The sequence below is a fragment of the Paenibacillus cisolokensis genome, assembly GCF_018403665.1.
In the GTDB taxonomy this organism is placed as follows: Bacteria; Bacillota; Bacilli; order Paenibacillales; family Paenibacillaceae; genus Paenibacillus_AH; species Paenibacillus_AH cisolokensis.
This window is the reverse complement of sequence record NZ_BOVJ01000193.1, coordinates 1-8,383: the sequence shown is the minus strand read 5'-3', so window position 1 is coordinate 8,383 and position 8,383 is coordinate 1. Positions and strand designations below refer to the sequence as shown.

Here is an 8,383-nt window from a genome sequence, read left to right as displayed (position 1 = left end):
CAGCCGTATTTTTTTTTGGGCGAAAATCGTCCGTTTTGGCTAAAAAACTCTTTTCAATTGCGGCGGAATGCGTCAAACTGTATAAGGTACAATTTGTTTGATTTGGGGGATTTGTTTACATGCGGATAGGAGCTATTGAAGCAGGCGGTACCAAATTCGTATGCGGAATCGGTGACGAGAACGGAACGATTGTGGATCGGGTAAGCTTCCCGACCGAAATGCCGGAGACGACGATCGCGAATGTGATCGCCTATTTTCGGGACAAAGAGGTCGAAGCGATCGGTGTCGGCTCGTTCGGACCGATCGATCTTGATCCGGCAAGCCCGACATACGGGCATGTGACGACGACGCCGAAGCCGGGCTGGTCCGGCTATCCGCTGCTGGGAACGCTTAAGGAAGCGTTCGACGTGCCGTTCGGCTGGGATACGGACGTCAATGCCGCCGCTTTCGGCGAAGCGACGTGGGGCGCGGCGCGCGGGCTGGACAGCTGCGTCTACTATACGATCGGCACCGGCATCGGCGTCGGCGTTTATGCCGAAGGGAAGATGGTGCACGGTCTCGTTCATCCGGAAGGGGGACATGTGCTGACGCGGCGCCATCCGGACGATCGTTTCGAAGGCTTCTGCCCTTACCACGGCGATTGTCTGGAAGGAATGGCCGCGGGACCGGCGCTGGAGAAGAGATGGAACATGAAAGGAAAAGACATTCCCGCCGATCATCCGGCGTGGGCGATAGAAGCCTTCTATATCGGACAGGCCGTAGCCGGAACGATTCTGCTGCTGTCGCCGAAAAAGTCATTTTGGGCGGCGGCGTCATGCATCAACGGCAGCTGCTGCCGCTGATCCGCGCCGAAGTGCAGAAAAATCTGAACGGCTACGTCAGCGCTGACGCCTTGCGCGACGGCATCGACTCCTATATTGTCACGCCGGGATTGGGCGACAATGCCGGCTTGTGCGGGGCGCTGGCGCTCGGTCTGGCTGCCGCACGGGAAGCGGGGAGAGCTTAGAGCTGCAAAAGGAGGTGGCGGACGGTGGGCAATGCCGGCGTTAAGGGCGTTATATTCGATATGGATAATACGCTGCTGCGGTCGCGCATCGACTTTGCGGCGATGAAACGAAGCATCTTTCGGGCGCTTGTCGAGCGCCGCGTGTTGGCCGCCGATTTGCCGCTGGACAACCATACGTCCTCCACCTTGATCGCGCTTGCGCTGGAGAAGGGGATACCCGGCGAACTGCATCGGGAGCTGCTCGCCGTTGCAGCGCGGTACGAGCTGGACGGCATGCGGGATGCCGGCCCTGAACCGGGCGCGATCGAGCTGCTGTCCGCGCTGCAATCCCGCGGTATCGCGCTGGTTGTCGTAACGAACAATTCGCAAGCCGCGGCCGAGGAAGCGCTGCTTCGCACCGGCATGGACGAATTCGTCGAAGAAGTGATCGGCCGGGAACGGATGGCCTCGCTCAAGCCTTCGCCGTCCGGTTACCGGGAAGCGCAGCGCCGGTGCGGCCGCATCCCGCGCGAACGATGGCTGTCGGTCGGCGATTCCTGGATCGACGGCATAGCTTCGCAGGATGCGGGCATTCCGTTCGTCGGTTACGGCATCGCGAAGGAAGAACTGGCTGCCAGAGGTGTTCGGCCGATCGGGACGATCCGGCATTTGCGCGAGTTGCTGCGGTACATTTGAAATTGGCGAAGGCCCGGGCATGCGATGCCGCCCGGGCCTTCGCCGCGTCCGCCGTTATTTCCCGGCGGCTCCTTTATCGTTCAGCACCTGCTCGACTTTGGCGATGTGCAGCTGCATCCGGTTCGCCGCTTCGTCGGCGTCGCGGGCGGCGATCGCTTCGTAGATCGCCTGATGTTCCCGGAGCAGCCGGTCGGCGGTCGACCGCTCGGAATAAAACCAGAGCGCCCGGGTATCGCGCATGCTGTCGTGCAGCCGCCGGGACAGCGACTGCATCAGATCGGCGATGACCGGATTGCGCGTCGCCGCGGCGATCTGCAGATGGAAGCGGACGTCGGCCTGCTCGTTGTACCGCTCGTCGTCGCGGTGTTCCGCCATGCCGGCCAGCGTCTCCTCCAGCGCGGCCAGATCGTCCTCGGTCCGATTGGCGGCGGCCAGTGCGGCGGCGCCGGTCTCCAGCACGCGCCGGACCTCCAGAATATGCCGGACCGATTCCGAACGGTCGATCCACGACTCCCGGTCGATGTCGGCCGGATGCGGCGGCGCGGCCGCTTCTTCCGGCTGCTTCGCGAATGTGCCGCCGCCTTGCCGGATGTCGAGCAGCCCCATCGCCTTGAGGGCGCTCAGCGCTTCCCGGATCGTCGAACGTCCGACTTTGTAATGGGCCGACAGCTCGACGACCGACGGCAGCCGCTCGCCGGCGGCGAACCGTCCTTCGCGAATTTGCCGTTCAATATCCTGAAGCACCCATTCATAGCTTTTTAACGGGCGATTGTCCGTTGCTTTCATCGATAGTCTCCTTCCGATCGTCTTCCGCTTGTCGGCGAAAATTGGTCTTCCGCATCTTTATATTTTAGTGTATAGTATTGATCAGAAAAAGTCATCAGATGACCTGATTAATTTTAAGGGGGAGCGGACGTGCAGTCATCTGTGAAACGCGAATTGCTGGATATTTTGGGCCCTCAGGGATTTCGGGACGATCCCGAAACGCTTGTGACACATTCTTACGACGGAACGCCGATGCTCCAATCGTTGCCGGAAGCGGTCGTCTATCCGGAGAACACACAGCAGGTATCGGATGTCATGAAGGTGCTGCACCGACACCGGATTCCGCTTGTCAGTCGCGGATCGGGGACGAATCTGTGCGGCGGCACCGTGCCGCTGCAAGGCGGCGTCGTCATGGTGATGCACCGGATGAACAAGATATTGGAAGTCGATTTGGAAAATTTGACGGCAACCGTTCAACCGGGGCTTATTACGAAAACGTTTACGGAACATATCGAATCGCTCGGTCTGTTCTATCCGCCCGATCCGAGCAGCATGGCGATCTCGACGATCGGCGGCAATATCGCCGAGTGCTCCGGCGGCTTGCGCGGGTTGAAGTACGGCACGACCAAAGATTACGTCATCGGGCTTGAGGCGGTGCTCGCGAACGGCGACATTATCCGTACCGGCGGCAAGCTGATGAAGGATGTGGCCGGCTACGATTTGACGAAGCTGCTCGTCGGCTCGGAAGGAACGCTCGCGATCATTACCGAAGCGACGCTCAAGCTTGTTCCGCCGCCCAAGGCGAAGAAGACGATGGTGGCGATGTACAACGATCTGTACGATGCCGCGCGAACCGTCTCGCAAATTATCGAGAACCGGATCATTCCGGCGACGCTCGAAATTATGGACCGTTCGACGATACGCGTCGTCGACGAATTCGCCGGTCTCGGGCTGCCGCACGACATGGAGGCGATGCTGCTGATCGAGCAGGACGGGGAGCCGGAGACGGTGGAGCGTGACATTGCCCGGATCGAGGAGATTTGCCGGGCCGAGCGGGCCGATCGCGTCAATGTGGCGCAGAGCCAGGAGGAAGCGCTCAAGCTGTTGACGGCGCGCCGAAGCGCGTTCACGGCGCTGGCGCGGCTAAGGCCGACGACCATTCTGGAAGATGCGACCGTGCCGCGTTCCAAAATTGCCGACATGGTCGTCGAGATCAACCGGATCGCCCGCAAGCACAATGTGACGATCTGCACGTTCGGCCATGCCGGAGACGGCAACCTGCACCCGACCGCAACGACCGATGCCCGCGACCATGAAGAGATCAAGCGGGTCGAGGCGGCGTTCGAGGAAATTTTCGAGGCGGCGATCCGGCTCGGGGGCACGATAACCGGCGAGCACGGCGTAGGCGTCGTGAAGGCGCCGTTCCTGGAATGGAAGATCGGGCCTGCGGGCATCGCGGCCATGAAGGCGATCAAGGACAGCTTCGATCCCCATCATCTGCTCAATCCGGGGAAAGTATTCGCCAAGTCGTCCCGCAAACGGGTGGTGATCGACCGTGGTTAAGACGTTGGAACGGCAGGAAGCCGCCACGGACGGCGCGCCGCGGCTGACGAAGCTCAGCCCGCTGGCGGCGTCGCTCAAGCTGAAGCTTGACGAAGACCAGCTGACGAACTGCATGCGCTGCGGCTTCTGCCTGCCAGCATGTCCGACGTTCCGCGAGACGGGCGTCGAAGCGGAATCGCCGCGCGGCCGCATTGCGCTCATGAAAGCGGCCGCCGAAGGATTGCTTGCGCCGGACGCCGCCTTCGAGCAGCAGATGTACCACTGCCTTGGCTGCCGGGCCTGCGAGCCCGCATGTCCGGCCGACGTGAAATACGGGCAGCTGATCGAGCAGGCGCGCGAAGCGATCGAGGAGCATACGACAAGCCGCCGGTGGTGGGTGAAGGCGGTTCGCACCGCAGTATTCAAGGGGCTGTTTCCGAAGCAGAACCGGATGCGCATGCTCGGCGGCGCGCTCCGGCTGTACCAGCGCTCGGGGCTGGCGCGGCTCGCCCGCGGCGCCGGCGTGTTGAAGCTGCTGCCGAAGCATCTGGCCGAGATGGAGGCGATTATGCCGGAAGCGTCGGGGCGCGGCGTTGTCGAGCGGATCGGCGAGCGCCACGCGGCCAAAGGCGAGCGGATCGCCACGGTCGGGCTGTTCCGCGGCTGCATTATGGATATGCTGTTTACGGATACGAACGTCAAGACGGTCGAATTGCTGACCGAGGCCGGATTCGACGTCGTCATCCCGCCGTCGCAAAACTGCTGCGGCGCGCTTCATGCCCACAGCGGCGAAGTCGAAGACGCGAAGGCGCTCGCCCGCCGCAATATCGAGGCGTTCCGTGCCGCGGGCGTCGACTATATCGTCTCCAATGCGGGCGGCTGCGGCGCCATCCTGTCGGAATACGACCATCTGCTGCATCACGACGAATCGTGGAAGGAAGGCGGAGCGTGGTTCGCGAAGCGGGTGATCGACATTAGCGACCTGCTCGTCCGTTACGGCCGCATGCCTTCGCTTGCCCATGCCGCGTCCGCCGGCGCTGCTCCGGAAGGGGGGCCTTCGTCCGCCGGTTCCAGACCGGTTCGCATCACCTATCAGGATTCCTGCCATCTGCGCAATGTGATGCGGGCGGGTGATTCACCGAGACGGTTAATGCGGTCGATCGCGGGCGTCGAATTTGTGGAAATGCCGGAGGCGGACCGCTGCTGCGGTTCGGCGGGCATTTACAATTTGACGCAGCCGGAGATGGCCGGGCAAATTCTGGAGAAGAAGATGGCTTGTGTCGGTACGACCGGCGCCGACGTCGTGCTGACGAGCAATCCCGGCTGCCTGCTGCAGATGAAGCTCGGCGAGGCGCGGCACGGCGCCGGCCGGGAAGTGCTGCATATCGTCGACTTCGTGCACGGATGCATGAGGGCGGACGGAGCGAAAGCCCGCGAATAATCGCGGGCTTTTCGTATTAACGTTTGACGATCGGAATCCATACCTCGCACCGGTAATCTTCCGCCGCGACGTCTCCCGGAGGATAAACCTCCATCTCCGGCGTGCCGGCATGCTCGTAGCCGGTGGCCGGAAACCACTCCTGATAAATCCGGCCGAACAAGCTTTGGATCGTTTCGGGGATCGGACCGACCGCGGTGAAGATCGCCCAGGTGGAGGCGGGAATCGTTCTCGCATCGAGCCCGTCCGCAACGGATGCCTGATCCGTCCGGCTGGCGATCATATAGGTGAACTCTTCTTTGCCTGGCTGCATGTCCGTCATGACGCCGAGCAGGACGCCGTCGGCGCTGACGGCATTCAACCTGGCGATCGTGCCGTCCCGATGGCTGTCTTCCCAAAACTTCGGGATTTGCCGCGTATGCTCGTTATCCTGGCATGTGCAGTGCATCGCTTTGCCGACCACCGTAAACGCCTCTTTTTCTTCAATCCGATAATCCAATTCTCCTCCATTTTCTTCTCCATGAAGTCGAGAGCGTCTTTCATCCGCGTAAACCATTCCAACCGCATTCGCCTCCTTCTGTTTCCCATTGTATCAACGGATTGGCGGGTTATCCTGTCATTGCGTGCTTTTCGCGAACAGGTTGCATCGTACGGCAGGGCGGAACTTGCTGCCGGATGGCTTGCCCAATCATCATACCGCCGATGGCGCGAATCATCAACGGACGGCCGCTCCGCGCGCCGAACGGGATCGGGGGGGTGACGGAAGCGAAGGGCCGCCTTCGGATGAAGACAAGGTCCGCCTTCAGCACGAGGACGGTTAAGTCTGCGGCCGCGCTTTATTTTCCTCCTCGGGTTTTGGCCGGAATTCCGTCCGCCGCCCGTTACAAGCGCCGGTCTTTTCCTGTAAAGTTATGGAAAGTAAAGGTATCAGGAAAGGAGACTCGGAAATTGAAGGTGCAAAACGTCGGCGGCTTGAAGACGGTTATCCAATATTTCGAAAGGGAGAAGGGATTGGCGCTGACCGGTCTGCTCGGATTTTTGCTCGCGGGGATATGCGGCGTTTGGGTTTTGTTGTTCGGCGGACAGATCGCGCCCTATGGCGACGTATCCCGAGCGTTTTCGTTTAATGCGGCGCTCGGCATCTTTCTGCTGACGACGGCGGCGATCTTGCCGTTCTCCGGGCTGGAGGCGAAAAGCAGGACATTTTTCCGGCGCGTATATATTATGCTGGCGCTCTATTCCTACTTTGCGGAAACGGTGCAGCATTTTCGCGGCATGGATCCGAGATTCAACCCGGACGGCACCGCCTTCGACAGCATGGTCGGCATCATATTCGGATTCGTCGCCCTGTTGCTGGTGCTGTTTTATCTGTTCCTCGCTTTTTCCTATTTCCGTTCCAAAGCTTATCGCTTGCGTCCGGAGCTCGTATTGGGCATTCGCTATGCGATGATCGCGGTGATGCTGTCGTTTGCGGGCGGGATCTGGTTGTCGTTCAATCAGGGCCGATTTTTCGGCGAGGAAGGCAATATTATTTGGTTTCACGGCCTCGGCTTCCATGCGCTGCAATGGGTCCCGCTGGTCGCCTGGCTGACGGAACGCGGAGCGGTCGTTCCTGCGCTTCGCCGCAGGCTCATTCATATTGCCGGCATCGCCTATTCGCTCGGTTTGACGGCGATCGGCGCGCAGACGCTTCTCGGGCAATCGCTATTCCAGTGGACCGTCCTGCCGATCGTTGCCGCCTGCTGCTTCCTGACCGCGCTCGTGCCGGCGGCGGTTGCCTTGCGGCGTCAAAACCGTTCCATTGCCGTCGAACGCTAAAAACGCGCGAATGCTTTGCGGCGGTACCAATAGGCATACGCCTCCCGGAAGCCGAGCTTGCGGTACAGATGCACCGCCGGCGCATTGTTTTGCACGACCATCAAATAGCCGCGCGTCGCTCCGTTCTGCTTCGCCCAGTTCAGGATGCGCATCATAAGCTGCCCCCCGTAGCCCCGATTGCGATAGTCCCGATGCGTTACGATATCGTACAGTCCGACGTCGCCCCGCTCGATGATGCCGACCCCGCAGGCGACCGGGACTTTCTGTTCCCTGATGAGAAAAACCGCGATGCAGGCACGGACCGGACAGCAAGCGAACGGCAATTCGGAGCGCGCTTTCGTCCAGACCGGAAAGAGCGGCGAACGCGTCCAGCCACTCTCCGCTGGCCGAGGGGAAGAAAGCGGCGCTGTCCGTCTCCGGCGGGGCGATATTCGCCAAACCGACGGTCCAAACGCCGGAAGGCTCGACAATACCGTAACCCCTCTTCTCCAGTTCGCGATCGAGCCACTCCGGCTCCGCGAAAGAAACGAGCTTGAATACCGGAGCCAGCCCCGCGGCGGCGTAAGCCGATTCGCAATAGTCGATCCGTTCGGCCAGACGATTCTGTTCGTTTGCGCATAAATAAGGGATAACCGAGTTCGCCCGCTTTGTATATCCGCCCGAAAAGCGGAGCTGCCAGCCCTCGTGCAGAACGGTATGCAGACCCGGCCAGGCGTTCAGGCAGCGTTCTTCCAATCGGAACAGCTCGTCGATTTTGTCATGACGGATCGTCATCCCCTCCTTTTGAATAAATTGTATAAATATACATTAAAACAAATATATATTCAAAACTTCATTTGCACAAGCGGCATTTTTCCGATCGGATTGTGCGCTCATTCCGATTCGCCCTTTACATCGGCCTGCCGCCAATGGTACGTCCCGGTTAAAGGCGCGTCAGTTCTTTTTGTCTCCGTGGCCGGGGCTGCGAAATGGCGTTCAGCGCGATTTTACAAAAAAAGTTGCCAAACTGCCCGTTTTGTACTATGATGGGGACAAATTTAAAGGCAATGCTACCGAAAAGGTACAACCTCGCATGCACGCTGCAAGCAGTGGTTGTACCTTTTTGCGTTGCACAACAAGAAAAGTCCAGCGGTAATATG

The 8,383-nt window shown here is 60.2% G+C and carries 7 protein-coding genes and 2 pseudogenes; 5 read left to right on the top strand and 4 right to left on the bottom strand.

From position 1 onward, the window contains the following. Nucleotides 1–119: 119 nt before the first annotated feature. Nucleotides 120–1,006: pseudogene (locus PACILC2_RS23210) on the top strand (ROK family protein). Nucleotides 1,007–1,030: 24 nt separating this feature from the next. After that, a complete protein-coding gene (locus PACILC2_RS23205; protein ID WP_244863781.1) occupies nucleotides 1,031–1,681 on the top strand; it encodes an HAD family hydrolase in 651 nt (216 codons plus the stop codon). 54 nt (nucleotides 1,682–1,735) lie between these two features. Here the strand turns inward: PACILC2_RS23205 and PACILC2_RS23200 are convergent, their stop codons facing one another. Beyond that, on the bottom strand, nucleotides 1,736–2,467 hold the full coding sequence (locus tag PACILC2_RS23200) for a FadR/GntR family transcriptional regulator (protein WP_062493465.1): 732 nt from the start codon (nucleotides 2,465–2,467) through the stop codon (nucleotides 1,736–1,738). Between the two features lie 129 nt (nucleotides 2,468–2,596). Between PACILC2_RS23200 and PACILC2_RS23195 the strand changes: the two genes are divergently transcribed. Together PACILC2_RS23195 and PACILC2_RS23190 are read left to right on the top strand one after the other, a co-directional pair. Next, on the top strand, nucleotides 2,597–4,009 hold the full coding sequence (locus PACILC2_RS23195) for an FAD-linked oxidase C-terminal domain-containing protein (RefSeq protein WP_213531157.1): 1,413 nt from the start codon (nucleotides 2,597–2,599) through the stop codon (nucleotides 4,007–4,009). Between the two features lie 4 nt (nucleotides 4,010–4,013). Then, nucleotides 4,014–5,429, top strand: coding sequence for a (Fe-S)-binding protein (locus tag PACILC2_RS23190; RefSeq protein WP_372447214.1), 1,416 nt, complete (start codon nucleotides 4,014–4,016; stop codon nucleotides 5,427–5,429). A gap of 16 nt (nucleotides 5,430–5,445) precedes the next feature. On the opposite strand, the gene PACILC2_RS23185 is transcribed toward PACILC2_RS23190, so the two are convergent. Continuing rightward, complete coding sequence (locus PACILC2_RS23185) at nucleotides 5,446–5,925, bottom strand: GyrI-like domain-containing protein (RefSeq protein WP_160327808.1); 480 nt, start codon at nucleotides 5,923–5,925, stop codon at nucleotides 5,446–5,448. Between the two features lie 449 nt (nucleotides 5,926–6,374). On the opposite strand from PACILC2_RS23185, the gene PACILC2_RS23180 reads away from it, so the two are divergent. Further along, the gene (locus PACILC2_RS23180; protein ID WP_213531155.1) at nucleotides 6,375–7,244 is read left to right on the top strand and encodes a hypothetical protein; all 870 of its coding nucleotides are present in this window, start codon (nucleotides 6,375–6,377) and stop codon (nucleotides 7,242–7,244) included. Here PACILC2_RS23180 and PACILC2_RS23175 read toward each other — a convergent pair. Continuing rightward, the gene (locus PACILC2_RS23175; protein WP_213531153.1) at nucleotides 7,241–7,714 is read right to left on the bottom strand and encodes a GNAT family N-acetyltransferase; all 474 of its coding nucleotides are present in this window, start codon (nucleotides 7,712–7,714) and stop codon (nucleotides 7,241–7,243) included. The two genes, PACILC2_RS23180 and PACILC2_RS23175, sit on opposite strands and share 4 nt — an antisense overlap. Before the next feature lie 79 nt (nucleotides 7,715–7,793). Next, a pseudogene (locus tag PACILC2_RS29810) lies at nucleotides 7,794–8,018 on the bottom strand (GNAT family N-acetyltransferase, cg3035/Rv0428c family); the annotation flags it as partial. Nucleotides 8,019–8,383 lie beyond the last annotated feature (365 nt).

What these genes read in the sequence shown, in the direction of transcription:
- PACILC2_RS23200 (WP_062493465.1), bottom strand. Translation starts at nt 2,467, where the DNA reads ATGAAAGCAACGGACAATCGCCCGTTAAAAAGCTATGAATGGGTGCTT.